Origin of the sequence: Streptomyces sp. 8K308 (assembly GCF_004348315.1) — a bacterium.
GTDB lineage: Bacteria > Actinomycetota > Actinomycetes > Streptomycetales > Streptomycetaceae > Streptomyces.
This window is the reverse complement of record NZ_SMKC01000112.1, coordinates 1-18,989: the sequence shown is the minus strand read 5'-3', so window position 1 is coordinate 18,989 and position 18,989 is coordinate 1. Positions and strand designations below refer to the sequence as shown.

At 68.4% G+C, this 18,989-nt stretch carries 18 protein-coding genes, 1 tRNA gene and 6 pseudogenes; 18 read left to right on the top strand and 7 right to left on the bottom strand.

What is annotated here, in order from left to right; all coding sequences use genetic code 11:
- Nucleotides 1–123, top strand: a 123-nt coding sequence (locus E1265_RS17320; RefSeq protein ID WP_132931210.1) for a lipase maturation factor family protein, incomplete at its 5' end; no start/stop codon positions are given.
- Nucleotides 124–196: 73 nt separating this feature from the next.
- Nucleotides 197–270 (top strand) — tRNA-Pro (locus E1265_RS17315).
- Nucleotides 271–462: 192 nt separating this feature from the next.
- On the opposite strand, the pseudogene E1265_RS39190 reads toward E1265_RS17315, so the two are convergent.
- The 4 genes and pseudogenes from E1265_RS39190 to E1265_RS17295 all read right to left on the bottom strand — a co-directional run.
- Nucleotides 463–630 (bottom strand): annotated as a pseudogene (locus E1265_RS39190) (tyrosine-type recombinase/integrase); the annotation flags it as partial.
- A gap of 14 nt (nt 631–644) precedes the next feature.
- Nucleotides 645–1,086: pseudogene (locus tag E1265_RS17305) on the bottom strand (transposase family protein); the annotation flags it as partial.
- A 4-nt stretch (nt 1,087–1,090) separates the two neighbouring features.
- Entirely contained in the window at nt 1,091–2,158 is a 1,068-nt protein-coding gene (locus tag E1265_RS17300) for an IS110 family transposase (RefSeq protein WP_132931208.1), read from the bottom strand.
- 268 nt (nt 2,159–2,426) lie between these two features.
- Nucleotides 2,427–2,816, bottom strand: a pseudogene (locus E1265_RS17295) (transposase family protein); the annotation flags it as partial.
- A 218-nt stretch (nt 2,817–3,034) separates the two neighbouring features.
- On the opposite strand from E1265_RS17295, the gene E1265_RS17290 reads away from it, so the two are divergent.
- The 3 genes and pseudogenes from E1265_RS17290 to E1265_RS38085 all read left to right on the top strand — a co-directional run bounded on the left by E1265_RS17290 (nt 3,035) and on the right by E1265_RS38085 (nt 6,074).
- A complete protein-coding gene (locus E1265_RS17290; RefSeq protein WP_207931110.1) occupies nt 3,035–5,413 on the top strand; it encodes a Tn3 family transposase in 2,379 nt (792 codons plus the stop codon).
- Nucleotides 5,414–5,418: 5 nt separating this feature from the next.
- Nucleotides 5,419–5,931 (top strand): annotated as a pseudogene (locus E1265_RS39185) (Tn3 family transposase).
- The gene (locus tag E1265_RS38085; RefSeq protein ID WP_207931108.1) at nt 5,892–6,074 is read left to right on the top strand and encodes a hypothetical protein; all 183 of its coding nucleotides are present in this window, start codon (nt 5,892–5,894) and stop codon (nt 6,072–6,074) included. Before E1265_RS39185 ends, E1265_RS38085 begins: the two are co-directional and overlap by 40 nt.
- 186 nt (nt 6,075–6,260) lie before the next feature.
- Here E1265_RS38085 and E1265_RS17285 read toward each other — a convergent pair whose 3' ends face one another.
- Nucleotides 6,261–7,088 carry a helix-turn-helix transcriptional regulator gene (locus E1265_RS17285; protein WP_132931207.1) on the bottom strand — a complete coding sequence of 276 codons (828 nt, stop codon included), beginning with the start codon at nt 7,086–7,088 and terminating at the stop codon, nt 6,261–6,263.
- 162 nt (nt 7,089–7,250) lie between these two features.
- On the opposite strand from E1265_RS17285, the gene E1265_RS17280 reads away from it, so the two are divergent.
- The 6 genes and pseudogenes from E1265_RS17280 (at nt 7,251) to E1265_RS39165 (ending at nt 11,701) form a co-directional block, all read left to right on the top strand.
- Nucleotides 7,251–7,658, top strand: a complete 408-nt coding sequence (locus tag E1265_RS17280; protein WP_243740876.1) for a nuclear transport factor 2 family protein — start codon at nt 7,251–7,253, stop codon at nt 7,656–7,658.
- Nucleotides 7,658–8,500, top strand: coding sequence for an NAD(P)H-binding protein (locus tag E1265_RS17275; RefSeq protein ID WP_132931206.1), 843 nt, complete (start codon nt 7,658–7,660; stop codon nt 8,498–8,500). The genes E1265_RS17280 and E1265_RS17275 overlap by 1 nt, the downstream gene beginning before the upstream one ends.
- 159 nt (nt 8,501–8,659) lie before the next feature.
- A pseudogene (locus E1265_RS39180) lies at nt 8,660–9,061 on the top strand (DUF4158 domain-containing protein); the annotation flags it as partial.
- 91 nt (nt 9,062–9,152) lie between these two features.
- Nucleotides 9,153–9,473: a hypothetical protein gene (locus E1265_RS39175; RefSeq protein WP_243740878.1), complete on the top strand. Its 321-nt coding sequence runs from the start codon at nt 9,153–9,155 to the stop codon at nt 9,471–9,473.
- Nucleotides 9,470–10,144: a hypothetical protein gene (locus tag E1265_RS39170; RefSeq protein ID WP_243740877.1), complete on the top strand. Its 675-nt coding sequence runs from the start codon at nt 9,470–9,472 to the stop codon at nt 10,142–10,144. Before E1265_RS39175 ends, E1265_RS39170 begins: the two co-directional genes overlap by 4 nt.
- A pseudogene (locus tag E1265_RS39165) lies at nt 10,062–11,701 on the top strand (Tn3 family transposase). The gene E1265_RS39170 and the pseudogene E1265_RS39165 overlap by 83 nt, the downstream one beginning before the upstream one ends.
- Nucleotides 11,702–11,935: 234 nt before the next feature.
- On the opposite strand, the gene E1265_RS17265 reads toward E1265_RS39165, so the two are convergent.
- Nucleotides 11,936–12,220 carry a hypothetical protein gene (locus E1265_RS17265; RefSeq protein WP_207931104.1) on the bottom strand — a complete coding sequence of 95 codons (285 nt, stop codon included), beginning with the start codon at nt 12,218–12,220 and terminating at the stop codon, nt 11,936–11,938.
- A gap of 192 nt (nt 12,221–12,412) precedes the next feature.
- Here E1265_RS17265 and E1265_RS37085 point away from each other — a divergent pair, with 192 nt between their 5' ends.
- Nucleotides 12,413–12,577, top strand: coding sequence for a hypothetical protein (locus E1265_RS37085; RefSeq protein WP_165953773.1), 165 nt, complete (start codon nt 12,413–12,415; stop codon nt 12,575–12,577).
- Between the two features lie 34 nt (nt 12,578–12,611).
- Here the strand turns inward: E1265_RS37085 and E1265_RS17255 are convergent, their stop codons facing one another.
- Complete coding sequence (locus E1265_RS17255; protein ID WP_132931212.1) at nt 12,612–13,538, bottom strand: LysR family transcriptional regulator; 927 nt, start codon at nt 13,536–13,538, stop codon at nt 12,612–12,614.
- A gap of 85 nt (nt 13,539–13,623) precedes the next feature.
- On the opposite strand from E1265_RS17255, the gene E1265_RS17250 reads away from it, so the two are divergent.
- The 6 genes from E1265_RS17250 (at nt 13,624) to E1265_RS17225 (ending at nt 18,862) form a co-directional block, all read left to right on the top strand.
- A complete protein-coding gene (locus tag E1265_RS17250) occupies nt 13,624–14,742 on the top strand; it encodes an epoxide hydrolase family protein (RefSeq protein ID WP_132931205.1) in 1,119 nt (372 codons plus the stop codon).
- Nucleotides 14,743–14,821: 79 nt separating this feature from the next.
- Complete coding sequence (locus tag E1265_RS17245) at nt 14,822–15,358, top strand: hypothetical protein (protein ID WP_207931103.1); 537 nt, start codon at nt 14,822–14,824, stop codon at nt 15,356–15,358.
- The gene (locus E1265_RS17240; protein ID WP_132931204.1) at nt 15,355–16,245 is read left to right on the top strand and encodes a fumarylacetoacetate hydrolase family protein; all 891 of its coding nucleotides are present in this window, start codon (nt 15,355–15,357) and stop codon (nt 16,243–16,245) included. The genes E1265_RS17245 and E1265_RS17240 overlap by 4 nt, the downstream gene beginning before the upstream one ends.
- A gap of 117 nt (nt 16,246–16,362) precedes the next feature.
- On the top strand, nt 16,363–17,268 hold the full coding sequence (locus E1265_RS17235; RefSeq protein ID WP_132931203.1) for a hypothetical protein: 906 nt from the start codon (nt 16,363–16,365) through the stop codon (nt 17,266–17,268).
- 308 nt (nt 17,269–17,576) lie between these two features.
- Nucleotides 17,577–18,434: a recombinase family protein gene (locus E1265_RS17230; protein WP_207931102.1), complete on the top strand. Its 858-nt coding sequence runs from the start codon at nt 17,577–17,579 to the stop codon at nt 18,432–18,434.
- 134 nt (nt 18,435–18,568) lie between these two features.
- Nucleotides 18,569–18,862 (top strand): hypothetical protein, encoded by a 294-nt coding sequence (locus tag E1265_RS17225; protein WP_132931202.1) that lies wholly within the window; start codon nt 18,569–18,571, stop codon nt 18,860–18,862.
- Nucleotides 18,863–18,989 lie beyond the last annotated feature (127 nt).

Below are 18,989 nucleotides of genomic sequence, written 5' to 3'. Positions count from 1 at the left end.
ACCCACGTCCGCGCCCGCCTCTACCGCTACCGCTTCACCACCCGCCACGAACGCCGCACCACCCACGCCTGGTGGCACCGCACCCCACTCGGCGACCACCTCCCCCCACAGCCACGACCGTGAGCAAGCACCCTCCAAGATGCGGTATGGTTCTCGTGCGCGGTGATCAGCGAAAACCACAAGATCACACGGGCACCGGGACGTGGCGCAGCTTGGTAGCGCACTTGACTGGGGGTCAAGGGGTCGTGGGTTCAAATCCCGCCGTCCCGACACGGTGCGAAGCCCGCAGACCGGGAGTCTTCTCCCAGGTCAGCGGGCCTTTCGCGCTCTGGACGGCTTTCATCGAACCACACGCAGATGACGGTGGGCCCCCTCCACTGGGGCCACTTTGGGACCAACAGCATCCTGGCCCGCCGCGAGATGCACGCCCAGCGCGACACTGGCCTCCTTGATCGCCCGCCGATCGGGATGGAGGTACCGCTGTGTCGTGGCCAATGAACCGTGTCCGGCGATCAACCGCAGAACATGTGGCTTGACCCCGGCATCGGCCATCCACGTCAGCCCCGTGTGCCGCAGGTCATGCCGCCGCAGATGCTCATAACCGAGCGCGACCACGACTTCGTCCCAGTGAGCCTTTTCCAACCTCAGGCTGCGGAGCTCAGGTGAAGTGTGAGGATGGCTTTGACCGGGTCGGTTATGCGGGTGGTGCTGCATCGCAGGTTCCGTGGGAGGCGCCAGGACTTCAGGGTGGCGACGGCTTGTTCTCCCAGGGCTCGGATCTTGGCGTGGGAGCGGTTGTGGGCCTGCTGGCCGGCTGACAGCGTCTCCGACCGTCCCCGGTAGGGCACGCGGAGGGTGCCGCCGGGACCTCGATATGCTTTGTCGGCCCAGCACGGCAGGTTCACGCTGGTCAGCGTCTCGATGATGCCGTGGGTGCGGGCGGCGCGGATGTCGTGGACCGCTCCGGGCAGAGCGGGGGAGGCCCACAGCAGGCGCCCATGGGGGCACCTCCCGGCCGGAGGCTGGGGGAGGATCGGCAAGGACTTGGATGTTCATGCCGTGCTGGTGATGTTTGATGCCCCTGTGTTCGTCAAGCTGCGGTCGTGAGGGTCGCTGGATCATCAGGCTGTCGGTCGCACGTCATCATGTCGGCGCGTATCAGGGCGTAAATCTCGCGGGCTGCGTAGCGCTTCAGGCAGCGCATTACCTCGCGCTTCCCCTTGCCCTCGGCGGTGCGGCGCTCCGGGTAGTCGCGGGTGCGTTCGTCCTGGCGCATGCGGGTGACCACGATGCGGTGCAACGCGGCGTTGGCCTGCCTGTCCCCGCCCCGGTTGAGCCGGCGGCGCCGGCTCTTGCCCGAGGACTGCTCAACAGGACTGACGCCGCACAGCGCGGCGAAGGATGCCTCGCTGCCCAGCCGCTCAGGGTTGTCACCGGCGGCGATCAGCAGGGCCGCCGCGCTGTCCGGCCCGATCCCCAGCCGCTCCAGCAGGCTGGGCGCGGTGGTCTTGACCGCTGCGGTCATTCGCCGTCCGAGCTCGGTAACTTCCTGCCGAAGTCGCAAGACGCGCTGTGCGAGCAGCCGGAGCGTGAAGATCGCCGTGTCGGCGGCCGGATCGTCACCGCGGGGGTCGGTCAGCTCCGCGCAACGGCGGACCATGAGCCAAGTCGAGAGTGGCTCCAACTCCTCGCGCAGCACAGATGGACCGTTGACCAGCACTGCCTTGAGCTGGTTGAGCGCTTGAGTGCGCGCTTTGACCGCGGAGTTCTTCGCCAACCGGAGCATGCGCAGCGCTTCCACCTGCCCGTCGCCGCTCTTCGGCAGCGCCCGGGCGATGCCCGACAGCGCTGCCCGGGCGGCAGCCTCGGCGTCGACGGCGTCGGTCTTGCCGCGCCGGCGCCGGGCGGATCGGTCGGGCTGGTTGACTTCCACCACCGGAACCCTCTGGGTCGCGAGGTAGCGGGCGAGGCCGGCACCGTAGGAGCCGGTGCCCTCCACTCCGGCCCGCAATACGGTCCCGCGCTGGCGTGCCCAGTCAAGAAGTTGGCGATAGCCGGCCGCCGTAGCCGGGAAGTCCCCGGTGCCCAGTAGCCCACCAAGGTGGTCAAGGACGGCAGCGACGTGCACGTCCTTGTGGGTGTCAACGCCGAGCACCACCGAAGGCGGCGTGGCCGGGGCCGCAGCGGCTTAGAGGGCATGGAAGGCAGCGGGCATGCTGAGGGTGGTCACGGTGCTCCTGTTCGACGACGCGGTACCGATGGCCAGCGCCGGTCGGTGGAGCGGTCAGGACTGTGACGGTGCCTTCCAGGCCAAGGCCCCTATCGGGACACGCTCGCCGGCCGGTGGCCGTACGCGTCGCTCCGGCCGGGCCGACAGATCAAACACAAGGCACAAGCAGCCAGCCAGAGTACGAGTCAGGCCACGGCCGAAACGACACGCCATCATCCTCACAGCCCGAGTAGAACGGCCGGTCCGCGGCGATCCGGTCGATCGGCAGCAGCGTCCCGTCCAGGATCACGAACGCCTTCGACTGCGCCAGCTCGACCGCCCGGTCAAGGGTGGGAGCGAGGGGAGCCAGCACCTCGACGGCCTCACGGATGTAGCGGTAGACCGTCGCGATCCCGATGCCAAATCCGGCGGCCAGCCTCGCGTAGGTGTGGCCGCACCGCAGATGGGCCAGCACCAGGAGGGCCTGCCGGCCAGCAGGCAGGCGCTGCCACCGGGTTCCGCGCTCACGGCGTCGGGTCGTGAGCCGTTGGGACAGCAGCCGCAGGGTCCGGCTGGACACGTCGATCGCGGACGGGTAGACAAGCACAACGAAGCTCCTGGTCAAGCGAGTGATCTTCTCGTGAACTCGTCTACCAGGAGCTTCGCCATGCCGGGCCATCGGGGTGCAGTCCAACTCGGGGTGCCGGTAAGAACGCTGTCACCAGCCGCAAACGGCGGTGATCTTGCGAGGGTGTCACTCGTGTGGGTGAGTCCGAGGCCGTACGGCTGCGGCGGGTGAAGCCCCTGCGAGGACGATCGGCGATCGTGGCCCGTACTCCGCTGGACCTGGATGAACTCGTCGAGCACTGGACGCTCTTGAAGGACGAGCAGGCGCTCGTGTCCGGCAAGCGTGGTGCGACGCGCCTGGGCTTCGCCGTGCTGCTGAAGTTCTATACGGAGTACGGCCGGTTTCCCCGGGGCCGCGCCGAGTTGGCGGGTGAGGCGGTGGAGTTCGTCGCCCGGCAGGTGCAGGTACCCGCCTCGGAGCTGGGTTTCTACGACTGGACGGGCCGCACGGTCGAGTACCACCGGGCGCAGATCCGGGAGCACCTCGGCTTCCGTGAGTGCAGTGTTGCTGACGCGGAGAAGCTGACGGCGTATCTGGCCGAGCACGTCGCGGACAAGGAACGCAGGCCCGAGCAGGTGCGGGTGGAGCTGCTGGCGCGCTGCCGCGCGGAGAGCATCGAGCCGCCCACGGCGGGCCGGTGCGACCGGATCGTGGGGGCCGCCCTGCGGGCGGCCGAGGAGTCGCTGACTGCCCTGATCTCCTCCCGGCTGACCGTGGAGAGCACCGAGCGGATCGTGGCTCTGGCGGCCGGTGCCGACCAGGACGACGCCGAACCCGCGGGCGGCGGTACGGAGGGCGAGGACGCGCCGCCGGTACTGGCGAAGGTCAAGGAAGCGCCGGGCAACGTGAGCCTGGAGACGATGCTCACCGAGATCGACAAGCTCCTGGCGGTGCGGGCGATCGGCCTGCCCCGGGATCTGTTCATCGACGTCGCGCCGAAGGTGGTGGCCGGATGGCGGGCGCGGGCCGCGGTGGAGTCGCCTTCCCACCTGCGGACGCACCCGGTGCCGCTGCGGGTGACGCTGCTGCATGAGCGGGAGCGGGAGATCACCGACACGCTGGTGGAGCTGCTGATCTCCACGGTGCACCGGATCGGTGCGCGGGCGGAGAGGAAGGTCACCGAGCAGCTGGTCAACGCGTTCAAGAAGGTGTCGGGCAAGGAGAACATCCTCTTCAAGCTCGCCGAGGCGTCGCTCGGCACCCCGGAGGGGACGGTCCGCCAGGTCGTGTTCCCGGCGGTGTCCGGGGGCGAGGCGACGCTGCGGGAGCTGGTGCACGAGTTCAAGACCCGGGGGCCGGTCTACCGGCGCACGGTGCAGACGACGCTGAAGGCGTCGTACACCAATCACTACCGGCGCGGGCTGATCAGGCTGCTGGACGTGCTGGAGTTCCGTTCCTCCAACCACACGCACCGGCCGGTGATCGAGGCCCTGGCGCTGGTGGCGCGGTACGCGAACGCGGGGAACACCACGTACTACCCGCTGGGCGAGACCGTGCCGGTCCACAAGACGATGGGCGGGGACTGGGCGGAGGTCGTGCACCGTACCGACAAGCGGGGCCGGCGGCGGGTGGTGCGCATGGTCTACGAGGTCGTCGCCTTCCAGGCCCTGCGCGATCAGCTCAAGTGCAAGGAGATCTGGGTGGTCGGCGCCGACAAGTGGCGCAACCCGGACGAGGACCTGCCGCAGGACTTCGAGGCGAGGCGGGCGGAGAACTACCGGGAGTTGCGCAAGCCGCTGGACGCCGCGGTGTTCGTCGACGAGCTGCGCGAGCAGATGACGGCCGAGCTGACCCTGCTCAACGACCAGATGCCGAAACTGTCCTGGCTGGACATCGCCGAGCGGAAGTCCGGGGCGATCCGGCTCACGGCGGCCGAGGCCCAGCCCGAGCCGCGCAACCTGCGCAAGGTCAAGGCCGAGGTACAGAGGCGTTGGGGCGTCGTGCCGCTCGTCGACATGCTCAAGGAAGCCGTTTTGCGGACCGGCTGTCTGGACGCGGTCACCTCCGTCTCCGGCGGCGGCAGCCTCTCGCCGGAGGTGCTGGCGGAACGCCTGCTGCTGGTCATCTACGCGTACGGCACGAACACGGGGATCAAGGCCGTGGCGTCCGGCGGCCACGGGCACACCGAGGACGAACTTCGGTACGTACGGCGCCGCTACCTCTCCGCGGAGTCGGCCCGTGCCATCGCCGTGCAGATCGCGAATGCCACCTTCGCCGCCCGCAGCGCCGAGCTGTGGGGACAGGGCTCGACCGCGGTCGCCTCCGACTCCACGCACGTGCGCGCCTACGACCAGAACCTGTTCACCGAGTGGCACTCGCGCTACGGCGGCCGCGGGGTACTCATCTGCTGGCACGTGGAGAAGAAGTCCCTGGCTATCCACTCCCAGCTGATCAACTGCACCGCCTCCGAGGTCGCCGCGATGATCGAAGGCGCGATGCGGCACGGCACCACCATGGACGTCGAGGCCAACTACACAGACAGCCATGGCCAGTCGGAAATCGGGTTCGGCGTCACGAGGCTGCTGAACTTCGACCTGCTCCCGAGGATCAAGCGGATCAACAAGGTGAAGCTGTAAACAAGGTGAAGCTGTACCGGCCGGTGGCCGGCGAACCGGACGCCTACCCGCAGCTGACCCCAGCACTGACCCGCCCGATCCGCTGGGAACTCATCGCCCAGCAGTACGACCAGATGATCAAGTACGCGACCGCGATCCGGACCCGTACCGCGTCCACCGAGGCGATCCTGCGCCGCTTCACCCGCAACGCCTCCCACCCCACCTACGCGGCGATGCTGGAGGTCGGCCGCGCCCAGAAAACCATCTTCGTGGCCCGCTACCTGCGGCTTCGGGACCTCCAGCGGGAGATCGAGGAGGGCCTGAACGTGATGTAGTCCTCCAACGGCGCGAACTCCGTCATCGCCTATGGCAAGGGCGGGGAGATCGCCTCGAACCGGCGCGACGAGCAGGAGATGTTCGTGCTGTGCCTGCGGATTCTGCAATCGGCCCTGGTGTACGTGAACACCCTGATGCTCCAAGACGTCCTGGACGAACCGGAGTGGCGGACCTCCTCACACCCGCCGACCGGCGCGGTCTGACCCCGCTGTTCTGGTCGCACGTCCGGCCCTACGGTGAGGTGAACCTCGACATGGACACCCGCCTCAACCTCACCGCGGCGACCGTTCCCGGTCCTCGGGCCGCGGACGGCAAGGGCGTACGTTCCACCCTGGAGAAGGCATGAACCTGCACAGGTACAGCACGTTGATCGGGCCGCGCCAGCGTGGCGCGGCACCGGCACACGGCTGCCCTGGGCTTACTCGAAACATGCGCGTGAAGCTCCAGAGTGGGCAGTTCTCCGTCCCGAGGCTACGGTTCCACCCGCGCGACCCAATCTCGGCGGACGCGGTGGCTTCCGTAGCGGCGGCGGTCAAAGGCTCTTCAGTGCAGCGGCGCTGGGGCTGCCGGCTTCTGCCGTGTACATCACCAAGGAGAAACCTGAGCCGGGCAGGCTGAGGGTGTACCGGTCGATTTCCAGCTCGCCTAGTATGGGGTGATGCAGGTTTTTTCGCATGCTGGGCATGGGGCGCACAGCGTGGTTACGCCAGCTGCTCGCAAAATCTGGATCGCGGGTTGCGAACTCGTTGATTAGCTCTGCGAGCACGTTATCTGTGGGGTACCGAACGCTGGCTGCGCGCAATTGAGCCGCTGCCTGCTGAGAGAAATCGGACTCCGAACCGGGCGCGCCGGTGCAGAGGGTGTCACGGAATCTCGTCGAGATGCGCGTGAGGTTGCGCTCGTCAGGTGTGAGACGAGAGAAGTCTGTAATCAGAGCTGCGGCTGCTGCGTTCCAGGCGACGATGTCTTGCCGGTGGTTGACGATGTAGGCAGGGATGCCGTCAAGTCTGCCGAGTAGCTGTTGGGCATCCTTGGGTACGTGCTCTGGCGTGCCGTCGTTCTCTGCCGGCAGCACTTGTCCGGCCAGGCGGGCCAGATGGTCACGCTCTGCTTCAGTGAGCTGGAGAGCCGTCGCCAGCGCAGACAGCACCTGCGGTGAGGGCCTGGGTGCCCGTGCCTGTTCCAGTCGTTCGTAGTAGCTCACCGACACCTGTGCCAGGGCGGCTACCTCTTCGCGGCGCAGTCCGGGTGTGCGACGGGCGCGCTGGCTTGGTGGAAGCGTCGCTTCGGCCGGCACATCTTCTGGTCGCAGGTCCTCGCGGCGGCGGCGGAGAAAGTCTGCGAGTTCCTGGCTGCTCACTCCTCCATGCTGTCACAGGAGGGACAGCTAAGCCTCGCACTGTTGGTCCGGGGCTTAGCTGTCCGTTCCGCGCCCACAAATCTGCTGTGCATGGTGGTCTGGTCGGTTTGTTGACTACGAGGAGAAATGGTGTCCAGCACGCCTGAGGAAACTTTTCGCCGCATGATCGACCTGATGCTCGCCAAAGACATGAATGCCGTGGCAGATCTGTGGGCGCCTGACGGAATTGCGGAATTCCCTTTCGCAGCCGGGAGCTCCCCTCGCGTTCTCCGCGGACGTGAGGAGGTACGCGCCTACCTCGCTCACTATCCGGAGCTGATGGACATGAAGGAGGTGGCCGCGCTTACCGTGCGGCCCACGGATCAAACGGACACCGTCGTGGTGGAGTGGACGGCCACCGGCCGCACCGTGGCCACCTCCCAGCCCTACCGCCTGGACTACATCGTGGTTCTCACGGTCCGCGACGGGCTGATCGCTCTGTTTCGGGATTACTGGAGCCCGCTGTCGGCCGCCGCCGCTGCCGGGGGTCTCGCCGGGCTGATCGACTCGCTTGAAAGGAAGGACGCCTGATGTCCGGAGTGCTCGTGACCGGAGGGACCGGCAAGACCGGCAAGACGCTGGTGCAAGTGCTCCGCAACGCTGATGTGCAGGCTCGGGTCGCCAGCCGGAACCCGGCCGCAGCCGATCCTGAGGCGATCCGCTTCGACTGGAACGACCCGACCACATATGGACCTGCGCTCGACGGGATGGACCGGGTCTTCCTGCTTCCGCCGGTGGAGAGTGTGGACCCGCTGCCGCTGGTCGAGCCCTTCCTGCGCCAAGCGCAGCGGGCCGGTATCCGGCGCCTCGTGATGCTCGGCTCCGCCATTGTGCTGCCGAACGCGCCCAGCGCTGTGGAGATGGCCGCTCAGGTTCAGGCTCAGCCCGGAGGTGTCGTACTCCGCGCGTCTGGCTTCATGCAGAACTTCCTGCGCCCGCACCCACTGGCCGAGCACATCCATCGACTCGGTGAGATCCGCACCGCAGCCGGTGACGGCGAGCTGGGGTGGGTCGATGCGCGGGACATCGCGGCCAGTGCTGCCGCGCTGTTGGCTGACCTGGAGGTGGACGCTCGAAGCGACTACCTGATCACCGGGCCGCACGGGATGAGCTATCCACAGGCCGCGCAGATCATCACCGCGCAGACCGGCAGACAAGTTCGGGTGGAGCGTATTACGGAGGAGGAACAGGCTGCCGCCTACCGTGCCTCCGGAATGCCGACGGAGTTCGCTGACGCCCTTGCCGCCGTCGAGCGCGGAATCAAGGAGGGACGCGAAGACCAGGTCAGCACTGCGGTGCTCGAACTGACCGGCCGTCCGCCGCGCGCCTTTGCCGAATTCGTCTCTGATCACGCGTACGAGTGGACGCAGTAGTGCCTGAACAGTAGCGATGTGCGGTCGAGTAGGCCCTGTTCTCGTATAGCTACGGCGAACCGACATGTAGCGCTATGCAATCGCCGTGGTCCTCGTTTCTCCTGGCGGGGCGCCTCGTTGAGCTGAACGAGTGATCTGGGTCGGGGCGGAGGAACGCGGGTGCGGCAGGACTGGGAGCCGGAGGACCTGATCGAGGTCTGGACGCTACTCGAAGACGACATGAAGAGGGTGCGGAACAAATCCGGGCCGACCAGGCTCGGGTTCGCGCTGCTGCTGAAGTATTTCGAGGTGGAGGCCCGTTTCCCGGAGTCGGCCAAGGAGGTGCCGACCGCCGCAGTGGAGTACGTCGCCCAGCAGGTAAAGGTCCCGGCCGAGGCGTGGGCCGCCTACGACTGGCAGAGCAAAGCGATCCAGCGGCACCGGGGCGAGATCCGGGCGGCGTACGGGTTCCGGGCGAACACCGAGGAGGACCAGGAGCGGCTGGCCCAGTGGCTGGCCGTGGAGCTGTGCCCGGTGGAGCTGTCGCGCGAGCGGCTGGCGGCGGCGGTGGTGGCCCGGTGCCGCAACGACCTCATCGAGCCACCTGCTCCGGGACAGGTCGGGCGGCTGGTGGGCCGGGCGGTCGAAGGAGTTCGAGGCCCGGTTTTGCCGGATGACGCTGGACCGGCTGACGCACGCGACCCGCTCACGGCTGGACGACCTGGTCGTCGGCGACGACGGCCAGGAGGAAGACCAGGACGGCGAAGGGACCGTGTCCGGGGGCGGGCGGTCGCACTTCACCGAGCTGAAGACGGACCCCGGCGCCCCGGGCCTGGAGAGCTTGCTGGCGGAGGTGAACAAGCTGGAGCGAGTCCGGCGTCTGGAGCTGCCCGCCGACCTGTTCGCGGACGTGTCGGAGAAGCTGGTGGACGCCTGGCGGGCGCCTGGCGGGCGCGGGCGTCGAAGGAATACCCGGCGAACCTGGAGCGGATGAAGCCTCCAAGGCGCCTGACGCTGCTGGCCACGCTGCGCCATGTCCGGCAGACGGAGATCACCGACTCCCCTGTCGACCTGTTCATCCAGCTCGTACTGAAGATCAACACCCGTGCGGAGCGGAAGGTCGACAAGGAACTCACGAACGAGCTGAAGAAGATCCGGGGCAAGGAGGGCATGCTGCTGCGGGTCGCCGAGGCGGCCCTGGCAGAGCCCTCGGGTGTGGTGCGGCGAGTGATCTACCCGGTCGTCGGCGGGGAGAAGACGCTCAAGGCGCTGGCGGCCGAGGCCGCGGCGAACGAGGCCCGCTACAAGGCCCGGGTCCGCACGGTGCTGCGCTCGTTGTACTCCGCGCACTGGCGCAGGATGTTCTTGCCGCTGCTGCGGGTGCTTGAGCTGAAGTGTAACAACACCGCCTACCGGCCGGTGATGGACGCGATCGGCCTGCTCCAGCGGTACCTGGACCAGCCGATCAAGGAAGGCGCGTTCTTCGAGGCGGCGAGACGGTGCCGCTGGAGGGTGTGGTGCCCGAGCAGTGGCGGGCCGCGGTGGTGGACCCCGTATCGAGCGCATCCCGTACGAGCTGTGCGTGCTCGTGGCGCTGCGGGATGCGCTGCGCCGGCGGGAGATCTGGGTGGTGGGCGCCAACCGGTGGCGCAACCCGGAGGATGACCTGCCGGCGGACTTCGAGGACAACCGGGACGTGCACTACGCCGCGCTGGGCCAGCCGCAGGACGCCGGGGAGTTCATCACCGCCCTGCAAGGCAGGCTGCGCACCTCGCTGGACCGCTTCGAACAGGCGCTGGCGGAGGGCACCACGGGCGGGGTGGCGATCACGCGGAAGCACGGCGAGCCGTGGATCAGGGTCTCCCCGCGCGGCAAGAAGGAGGAGCCGGAGTCCCTGGTGGCCATCAAGGACGAGATCGAGCGCCGGTGGGGCACCAGCGACCTGCTGGACATCCTGAAGTACGCCGAGTTCGACACCGACTTCATCGCCGAGTTTGCCTCGGTAGCCACCCGGGAGGTCGCCTCCAAGGAGGTGCTGCGGCGCCGGCTGCTGCTGGTGCTGTTCGCGCTGGGCACCAACATGGGCATCAAGCGGGTGGCCGTCACGGGCAAGCACGGCGAGAGCGAGGCGACGCTGCGGCGGGTGCGGCACCTGTTCGTCAACCGGGCCAACATGCGCGCCGCCTTGCGTAAACTGGTGAACGCCACCTTCGCCGTGCGCGATGAGGTCTGGTGGGGCACGGGAACGGCGTGCGCCTCCGACAGCCGCAAGTTCGGCTCCTGGTCCTCGAACCTGATGACCGAGTGGCACCAGCGCTACCGCGGCCCCGGCGTGCTCATCTACTGGCACGTCGAGCGGAAGTCGGTGTGCATCTACTCCCAGCTCAAGAGCTGTTCCGCTTCCGAGGTCGCGGCGATGATCGAGGGCGTGCTGCGGCACTGCACCGACATGGAAGTCGACCGGCAGTACACCGACACCCACGGCGCCTCCATCGTCGGGTTCGCCTTCGCGCACAGCTCGACTTCAAGCTGATGCCCCGGTTGAAGAACATCGGATCCGCCCGGCTGTACCGGCCGGCGGCCGGTGAGGACGAGAAGTGGCCGCACCTGGCACCGGTGCTGTCGACGAAGACGATCGACTGGGATCTGATCCGCCAGCAGTACGACCAGATCGTGAAGTACACCACCGCGCTCAGGCTGGGCACCGCGGAGGCCGAGCAGGTCCTGCGCCGCTTCACCCGCGGCGGTCCCAAACACCCCACCTACCGGGCGATCGAAGAACTGGGCCGGGCCGTACGGACGGCGTTCATCTGCGACTACCTCGCCGACGTGGAGATGCGCCAGGAGATCCACGAGGGGTTGCAGGTGGTGGAGAACTGGAACTCGGCGAACAAGGACCTCTTCTACGGCAAGGACGGCGACCTGGCGGGTGCGGACAAGGAGTCCCAGGAGGTCAGCATGCTCGCGCTGCACCTGCTCCAGTCCGCGCTGGTGCACGTCAACACGCTGCTGATGCAGGAGGTCCTGGCCGATCCGGAGTGGGCGAACAAGCTCACTGCCGCGGACCGCCGGGCGCTGTCCCCGCTGTTCTGGACCCATGTGAATCCGTACGGCCGGTTCGAGCTGGACATGAACAGCCGCCTCGATCTGGACCTGTCCAACCGGGCCACGGTGCCCGGCCCGCGCATCCCGCAGGGAGAGACAGCCGCAGCCCTGGCATGACACCGCGGGCCCCCGGACCTGGCCAGAGCCCGAAGTGAAGACGACGTTGTCCGGGACGCTTCGGCGTCGCGGACAACGTGCGTGAGCGGCGGTGGCTGGGCTACCGGGAGAGCCGCAGGTCCCGCCCGTCGCCGGTCGGGTTCAGGGTGGGGGTGTACGTGGAGGGCGCGGGGCGCCCGGCCTCGGCCATGATCGGCAGCGCGAGTCCAGGGCGCTGCCCGGTCTCGTCGGCGTTCAGCTCAGGCGGTGGCTGAGGAGGGCGAGCCCGGCGGCGGCGCGGTGATGGTAGGGGCGCAGGCCCAGGGCGCCCGGGGGTGCGGGCAGGCGGGCGTAGCGGTGCCAGTGGCCGGTGAGGGCGGCGAGGAAGGCGGTCGCGGTGTCGGGGTCGTTGCCGGTGGCGGGGTGTTCGGTCAGCAGGCGTGCGATGTCTGCGGGGGTGTGTCCGGCGAGGACGGGTTGTGGTGCGAGGGATACGGCGTTCGTACAGGCGGGGCCGGTGGTGGCGTTTGCCCAGCCCACGAGGGAAATCGCCGAGACAAGCCCACAAGGGGCCACGGAATGATCTTGGGACCGGGAAAGTTTGCTACGGAGTGTCGGGCACGAGGGTGTTGGCGCGGTTCTCGTACCGCGGCGGGCCTTGCGCCGTACCGGATGGGCAGGGTGCCGTCGAGGGGCCGGCATCGGGTGAGGAGAGCGCGGTGGACACCGCGTGTGGTGCTGACGCGCGGGGTGCAGCCCCTGACCGCGCCGTACTGTCACGCCCTGATCGAGCGCGGCCCGCTCGCGTCGTCCAGTTCAGCGGTGCGGAGGAAGTCCCCGGACGAGTCCGCCGATCTCATCGAGGCGCTGTGGTGGCAGACCAGGCACGGGCCATGATCGCTCGTGTATGCGCGCGCGGAGCCGCCGCTGATCACGTCGCGCGTATCGGTCCAGCCCGGTGGGTTCCGGTGAGCAGAGCTTCGGCATGTTTGCGGAAAGCGGTGACCAGGCGGCTGCGGTCGCCGGTGCGCGTGGCGAGCACGACCTGGCTGGGTTCGACCCCATGCAACGGGATGGTGGTGAGGCTGGGATGCAGGCCGGTCGCGTAGTCGAGAGGCGGCCCGATGGCCACCGCCCGCCCGGCGGCGATGAGTTCGTGTTTGTCCTCAAGGGCTTCGACCAGGGGGCCATCGGGCGCGGGCCGCCCGTCGGGCCGGGGATCGAGCCGCCAGTAGGCGTTCAGCAACGGGTCGGACTGGCGTACGTGGGGGATCGGCTCGTCGGCGATGTCGTCGAGGGTGACCCACTCCTTGCCGGCCAGACGATGATCCCGCGGCACGACCAGCACGCGCGGCTCGTCGTAGAGGACGGTGATGCGTAGCTGGTCGGTGGGGAACGGCAGGCGCGTCACCACCGCGTCGACGCGGTGCTCCAGCAACGCGCCGCGCGAGTCGTTCCAGGCGAGCAGGCGGGTGCGGACCTCGGCATCGGGATTGCGGTCGTGCAGGGCGCGCACGGCCGGGGTGATGATCAGCCCCTTGGTGTAGCCGATGGTGACGCTGCTGGGCGGGGCCGCGGCGCGGGTGCGGGCCATCGCCTCGACCGCGGCGCGCAGCAGCCCCTTGGCCTGGGGCAGGAAGATCTCGCCGGCCTCGCTGAGCCGGGTGCCGTGCGTGGTGCGGTCGAGCAGGCGGGCGCCCACCTGCTGTTCGAGGCGGCGGATCTGTCGGCTCAGCGACGGCTGGGTGGTGTGCAGCGCCTCGGCGGCGCGGCCGAAATGCTGGTGCTCGGCGACCACCGTGAAGCACTGCACCAGCCGCAGGTCAAGGTCCACGGGCGCGGGGAAGGGATCGGACACCAATCCATTGTAGCTGGGGTTATGCAAATTTTGTATTACGTGTTGCGGAACAATCATTGGACCACGGACCCATCGCGGCCGCACCGTGGTGATCGTGACATCGAACAGCGTGACACCGTTTCGCATCGACATTCCGGATAGCGCCCTTAAGGATCTGAAGGACCGACTCCACCGGGTACGCCTTGCCGGCCGGGAGACAGCGCCGGACAGCAGCCAGGGAGTGCAGCGGGAGCGACTCGAGGAACTGCTGGACTACTGGGCCACCGGCTACGACTGGCGCACGCTTGAGCGGCAGCTCAACGAGCTGGGCCAGTTCCATACCACCCTCGACGGTCTCGGCATCCACTTCCTCCACGTGCGCTCGCCACGCCCCGACGCCACAGCCCTGTTGCTGCTGCACGGGTGGCCGGGCTCGTTCCTGGAGTTCCTCAAGACCATCGGCCCGCTCACCGACCACGGCTTCCACCTCGTCATCCCCTCGATGCCCGGCTACGGCTTTTCCGACCAGCCCACCTCCACCGGCTGGGACCCGGACCGGATCGCCCGCGCGTACGGCGTGCTCATGCAGCGCCTCGGCTATGACTCCTACCTGGCCCAGGGCGGCGACTGGGGCGGTGTCGTCGCGACCCGCATGGGGGCGCAGCGCCCGGCGGGCCTGCGCGCGATCCACGTCAACTTCCCCGAGTTCCTCGCCGCACCACCGGTCGGCGACGACCCGACCGCTGAGGAGAAGGCCGCACTCGAACAGGGCAGCCGCTTCTTCGCCGTCCATTCCGGATACCACGTCATGCAGCGCACCCGGCCGCAGACCATCGGCTACGCCCTGACCGACTCCCCGGCCGGGCAGGCGGCGTGGATCTACGAGAAGTTTCTCGACTGGGCCCGGCCGGGCGCCCTCACCCCCGACGAGATCCTCGACCACATCTCCCTCTACTGGTTCACCGGTACCGGTGCTTCCGCCGCCCGCCTGTACTGGGAGTACGCCCGGCAGCCGCTCGCTCCGACCGAGCTGGACCTGCCCGTCGGTGTCAGCGTCTTCCCGGACGAACTGACGCGTACCCCGCGCATCTGGGCCGAGCGCGCCTACCACGACCTGCGTTACTTCAACGACGACATCCCCGCGGGCGGCCACTTCGCCGCTCTGGAGCAGCCGGAACTGTTCGTCGAGGAGATCGTCAAGTTCGCGCGGACGGTGGCCGCATGAAGACGGTCGTGATCACCGGGGGCACGGACGGCATCGGGCGCGGCCTCGCCCGTCCTGTCTCGGGCGTGGAGACCGGGTCGTGATCGTCGGGACCGACAAGGCCAGGGCCGAGCCCGGCGCCTTGTTCCTCCGGGCCGACCTGGAGCTCATCGACGAGAACAGGCGGCTGATCGACCGGCTCTCCGCAGAGCTCGACACGATCGATGTCCTCGTCCTGGGTGCCCGGTTCCAGCGCTCCAGGCGTAGGGAGACCGCAGACGGCCTGGAATCCAACTTCGCACTGTCCTACCTCAGTCGTTTCCTGCTCAGCCACGGCCTGGCCGGCCTGCTCGGCCGCGCCGCCGATCCGGTCGTGCTCAACTTCGGCGGCACCGTCGCCACGAGCTTCGCCGGCGACTACGACGAGGCCGAGGCCGCGCAGATCGGCCGTCTTCGCGCGACCGGCAAACCCGTGGAGACCGCCGTCGGGGAGATCCTGCCGTTCCTGGATTCCGGCACCCCGGGCCACCCCGTCGCCGTGAGCGAGGGGGTCGCCATCCCTCTGGACCCCCAGGCCTCCTTCCCCGCCGACGCACGGCGACTCTACGACTACACCCGGGAGGTGCTTGCCCGATGAGGTGGGTCAGCTACCGCTCCACGGACGGCTCCACACGCTGCGGCGTGGTGCACGACAACACCATCCACGCCCTGGGTACGGACCTGCTGGAGTTGCTGCGCGCCGAAGGCGGGCTGGAGTCCGCCGCAGCCAGGGAACCGGCCGAGATCGTCGAGCTGGCCACGGCCCACCTGCTGGCGCCGATACCGGTACCCCCGGCGGTCCGGGACTTCGCCGCGTTCGAGCGTCACATCAGCAACGCGGGTAAGGCAGCCGTCGGCGACGGCACGGTCAGCCCGGTCTGGTACGAGTATCCGCTCTTCTTCTTCTCCAACCCGGCGGCGACCAAGGGACCGCACGACGAGATCCCCATGGCCCCGGGCGCGCGGTGGTGGGACTACGAGGTCGAGGTCGCCGCGGTGATCGCCGGGGACTGTTCGAACCTCGACGCCGCCACGGCGGAGAAGTACATCGCCGGCTACCTGGTCTACTGCGACTGGAGCGCACGCGATATCTCCGCGAGCGAGATGGGGTTCGTGTACGGCCCGTCCAAGAGCAAGGACGCCTCGACCAGCCTCGGCCCGTTCCTCGTCACCCCCGACGAGTTGGAGCCCTACCGCTCGAACAAGGGCTATGCGTTGCGGATGGACGGGTACGTCAACGACGAGCATTACGGCGGCGGCAGCTGGGACGAGATCCACTGGTCATTCGGCGAGATGCTGGCGCACGCGTCGCGCGGCACCACGCTGCGAGCCGGTGACATCCTCGCCAGCGGCCCCGTGGGCACCGGCTGCATCCAGGAGTTGTCCGACCACCGCCCCTACCTGGCACCGGGAGACACGGTCCGGATCGAAGTGCAAGAACTCGGCGCAATCTCCGCACGGATCACCGCGCCAGAGCCGTCCTGACATACCGGACAGGTCAAAGACGATCTTGCACTTCACCGCTTGAGGTTGAGTGCGTTCACCCTCGCGCCACCCCCGCACCCGCCGTTGATCCTTCGACTTGCCAGGAGACAACCTGCGATGCATCTCGCCAGTACCCTTGGTCGTGCCCACATGGACATGAACGCCGTTCGCGAGGTCAGCCTCACCATCAACGCGACCCACCTGTTCGTCTACTTCATCCCCGAGGCACCGGAGGAGGCCGCCAAGCTCGGCGTGACCGAGTACGGACCGGCGTACTTCGCGTTCCGGTCGGCCCCGATGGGCGCAGTCCCGTGGCAGGTCACGCTCGCGGCCTTCTACAACTTCAGCCCGCGGTCGGTGCAGGCCATGGCAGGCGTGTGGGATACCGCAACGCCAGAGCAGTGGCAGGCCGCTCGCTTCACGGCCGTCGATCGTGCGTTGCAGCGCGTCGACGTAAACCTCACCGTCGAGCAGATCGCGGAGGCACGATCGCTGATCGACCCGGTCGTCGCGAGTGCCGACTACGCCGGAAAGACGATGGCTGCCGCCAACGTCTCGGTCGCCCTCCCATCCGATCCGCTCGTCGCGCTGTGGCAGCAGATCACGGTGCTGCGCGAGTGGCGCGGCGACGCGCATTTCATCGTGCTCGCCGCCAACGAACTCGGGCCGTGCGACTGCAACGTTCTGCAAACCGCGACAGGTCACTTCCCGGAAGCGATCGCACGTGCCACCCGGCTGTGGAACGACGAGGAGGTGGCTGCGGCAACGACACGCCTCGTCGCACGCGGCTGGCTCAACGCCGACGGCACCGCGACCGATGCCGGTATCGCGGCGCGCGAGCAGATCGAGGTCGAGACCGACGAGCACTGCGCCGCGCTGTGGACGCAGATCGGCGACGCGAACGTCCGTCGCCTCACCTCGCTCATCATGCCGATCCACGACACGTTCACCGCAGCCGGGACATACCCCTTCCGCGTGGAGATGGGAGACACGCAGTCCGCCGATCTGGAGGCCGCCAGGTAGTCCGATCGTGGTGGTGGGACATCCCGCCTGTGTCGGCCACGGCAGGCAAACAGCCAGGCTTGCGGCGAGCATGGACGCGCCGCCGGCCAGGACAAGTGCCCGGCGGTCGGTGTGGCGCCCAGGTGCGCCGCGGCCACGCCGACCGCCGGCGAACCTGACCCTGCGACGGGTGCGGGGGCACGGAGCGTTTCATAGGTGATCACTCATGAAACAGGTGCTCGTCCGGCGGTCCACCTGCGACGATCATGTTTCATGAGTTGTTGCAAACGGCTGGACACCTGAAACACCCTCATGAAGCGGTCTGGGTCGTGAGCGACGACTTCAAGCGCGTGGAAGCCAACGACTGCCCGATGTCCACCTGTGCCGTCCCGGCGGGCTCCCCCTGCCGCACCGGCAAAAACAAGGTGGCCGCCCAATACCACACCGTCCGCTTCCGCCTGGTGCCCCAACTCGCCATGGCACTCAACGTGTCGATCCCCGCCGTGCGCAAGCCAGGTGCGGTCTGGACCGAGCTGCCCCGCCCGGTGAACGCCGGCGTCGAGCCGGTCGGACACGTCCGCATCGGCTACGCCCGCGCGTCGACCGCCCGGCAGTCCCTCGACGCACAGCTCGACTCCCTCGCCGGGGCCGGGGTCACCCGGGTCTTCTCGGAGAAGATCTCCACCCGCGCCACCACCCGGCCCGAACTGGACAAGGCGGTTGCCCTCGCCGGTGAACTGCGCGCCTCCGGTGTCCGCGTCACCCTCGTCGTCCACGAGCACAAGCGGCTCGGCCGCGGCATCGAACTGGCGACGCTCACCGAGGGGTCGAAGGCCAGTGACGTCGGCTTGGAGTTCCTCACCGGGGAACTCCAGGGCTCACACGACCCCTCCGGCATCGTGTTCACCGTGCTGGCCGCCCTCTCCGGCAGCGAACGCGAGTACATCCGCGACCGCACCCTCGAAGGCCACGAGTCCGCCCGTACCCGGGGCAAGACCATCGGCGGCGCGAGCGTCGCCGACCCGGACATGCTCGCCATGGCCCTGCACCTGCGCGAGCAGGAACTGAGCCTGCGCGACATCGCCGCCCGCCTCGTCATCACCACCGGCAAGAAGAAGGGGCAGCACCCCTCACCCGCCACCGTGATGCGGATGTTGCGCGAGCACGACGAGACGGTTGGGATCTGATGTTCCAGCAAGGGACGACAGTCCAGTACATCGCCCCGTACGGTGACTAGGGCGCGCACGGCACCATCACCGGTGATCTCGGCCACGGTGAGACCTACGCCGTCGACCTGCTCCCACCCCGCACGGGCACCGCAGTGTGGGGCCACACCAGCGTGGTCCGCGTCTGGGACTCCCCGCACACCGCAGACGACCCTCTGCCGCCCATCCGCCCCGGCGGGACGCTGCCGATCCCCGGCCTGCGCCCGGCCCCGGGCCCGCCACGTAGCCCCCTGCCCCACTCCGTTGTCGGCTCACTCGCCGAGGCCCAAGCCGTGGCCGACTGGCGCCCGGAGGCCAGCCCCTACGGCGACCCCGCGGGCTGGACACCGGTCGGCGAAGGCGCGCACCGAGCCGTCATCCTCAACCCGGCCCGGACCACCGCCCACTAGCCTCGCGCTTTCACAGGGTGGGTGTCCGAGGCTTGGTCAAATAAGCGGAGAGTGCTCCTGACCTGCAACGATGGGACTTGTCGAGGGTCCTGTTGGTTGCACGGAAAGAAGCACTCTCCAGGTGAGG

Coding starts and splice junctions, on each gene's coding strand:
- E1265_RS17280 (WP_243740876.1), top strand. CDS start 7,251: ATGATCGACCTGATGCTCGCCAAAGACATGAATGCCGTGGCAGATCTG.
- E1265_RS17275 (WP_132931206.1), top strand. CDS start 7,658: ATGTCCGGAGTGCTCGTGACCGGAGGGACCGGCAAGACCGGCAAGACG.
- E1265_RS39175 (WP_243740878.1), top strand. CDS start 9,153: ATGACGCTGGACCGGCTGACGCACGCGACCCGCTCACGGCTGGACGAC.
- E1265_RS39170 (WP_243740877.1), top strand. CDS start 9,470: ATGAAGCCTCCAAGGCGCCTGACGCTGCTGGCCACGCTGCGCCATGTC.
- E1265_RS17240 (WP_132931204.1), top strand. CDS start 15,355: ATGAGGTGGGTCAGCTACCGCTCCACGGACGGCTCCACACGCTGCGGC.
- E1265_RS17235 (WP_132931203.1), top strand. CDS start 16,363: ATGCATCTCGCCAGTACCCTTGGTCGTGCCCACATGGACATGAACGCC.